Genomic DNA, 1663 nt, shown 5'->3' with positions numbered 1-1663 from the left:
GCTGGCGACAATAGCAAGAGTGAACCACCTGATCCCTTCCCGAACTCAGAAGTGAAACCTCTTAGCGCTGATGGTAGTGTGGGGTTACCCATGTGAGAGTAAGTCATCGCCAGCTCATTATTCGAAAACACCCCCTGATACGTCAGGGGGTGTTTTTTTATGTGTGAGGAAAAGAAAAAGAAGTAGTGAGAAAAAAAGAAAGAATTCATCATTCATTTCATGTGATTTATAAATTAAAGACTGAAAGGCGTATACTATCCGTGTCATTGTTGGAAAGCTCATGTCTGATTTAGCCTCAAATTCTCCTTATATTGAATATGGCACACGGCCATTTCTTGCCATTTTATTTTCTTTATTTTTAGCAGGCTTCGCAATTTTTTCATCGTTGTATTGTGTACAACCGATGATGCCCATCTTTGCGAATTTCTTTCATGTCAGTCCGACACATAGCAGCTTTCCTTTATCTTTTTCTACCATTGCCTTAGCGATTGGGCTGCTATTCACTGGTTTGATTTCAGATCGATTCGGTCGTAAGCCTGTGATGGTCACCGCTTTATTTTTGGCAGCGTCACTTTCAATCATTAGTTCTATATTTCCACTTTGGGAAATATTTTTATTGAATCGCGTGCTGATCGGATTAAGTGTTAGCGGTGTTGCTGCAGTTGCAATGACTTATATAGGTGAAGAAATTGAGCAAAAAGATATAGGCTTTGCAATGGGCCTGTATATATCGGGTACTGCGATTGGAGGAATGGGTGGTCGTCTCATTGCCGGGGTATTGATTGATTATATTAGTTGGCAAAATGCCATGATGATTATTGGAATCATTAACCTATGTATAGCCACAGCATTCTTTTTATTACTTCCGGCATCTCAACATTTTCAAGCTTACCCCATTCGTTTCAACCGATTTTATGAATCTTTCGTTAAAAATTTAGCAGATCCAAAGCTGAGAATTTTATTCCTTCAAGGCTTTATCCTCATGGGATGTTTTGTCTCTATATTTAACTATATGAGCTACCACCTATTAGAAGAACCTTATCAACTTTCTCAAACTTGGATTGGGCTAATTTCAATAGCTTATTTGGCAGGAATATATAGTTCACCTCGGGCTGCAAGTTGGGGGAAACGCTTTGGACGGGCAAAAGTTTTACCTTCGATGCTGATCATGATGCTGTTGGGGTTGTTGATCATGCTCATTCCGGCATTTTGGTCAGTCATTTTGGGGCTGATTATATTCACTTTTGCTTTTTTTGCAGCGCATTCCACGGCAAGTAGTTGGGTATCAGTTCAATCCCTGCAGTACCGTGCCGTAGGTTCATCTCTGTATTTATTTTGCTACTACTTAGGTTCTAGTATCTTGGGTAGTAGTGGTTTGGTTTGGGAAATGTCTGGTTGGATGGGGTTGACGAGCTTTATTGCTGTTATCTTGATGATCGGTTTATTTTTAGCAATAAAATTGAATAAATTAAAATAGAAATATGTGAATAAGCTATTATTTAATATTCGTTTTACATCTATTTTTTAATATAAATAGGCTTTGTTGCACAAACCTATCTGTAAAGGCTTTTTCAGCGATATAATTTTCAAATGAAGAAGCCTACACACAAAATCTATCGCACAACCAATTGGCCCGCATATAACCGAGCACTCATGAGTCGCG

Annotated in this window: 1 protein-coding gene and 1 rRNA gene; both read left to right on the top strand. The window is 38.8% G+C overall.

The window, feature by feature from the left end:
- Positions 1-115 (top strand): 5S ribosomal RNA (gene rrf, locus FTV03_RS17635).
- Positions 116-280: 165 nt separating this feature from the next.
- A complete protein-coding gene (locus tag FTV03_RS17630) occupies positions 281-1477 on the top strand; it encodes an MFS transporter (RefSeq protein WP_180042398.1) in 1197 nt (398 codons plus the stop codon).
- The last annotated feature ends 186 nt before the right edge of the window (positions 1478-1663 follow it).

Source organism: Acinetobacter sp. YH12218, from assembly GCF_013417925.1.
Taxonomy (GTDB): domain Bacteria; phylum Pseudomonadota; class Gammaproteobacteria; order Pseudomonadales; family Moraxellaceae; genus Acinetobacter; species Acinetobacter amyesii.
Note: the sequence above shows the minus strand (reverse complement) of the source record. Positions and strands in the feature narration are given on the sequence as shown.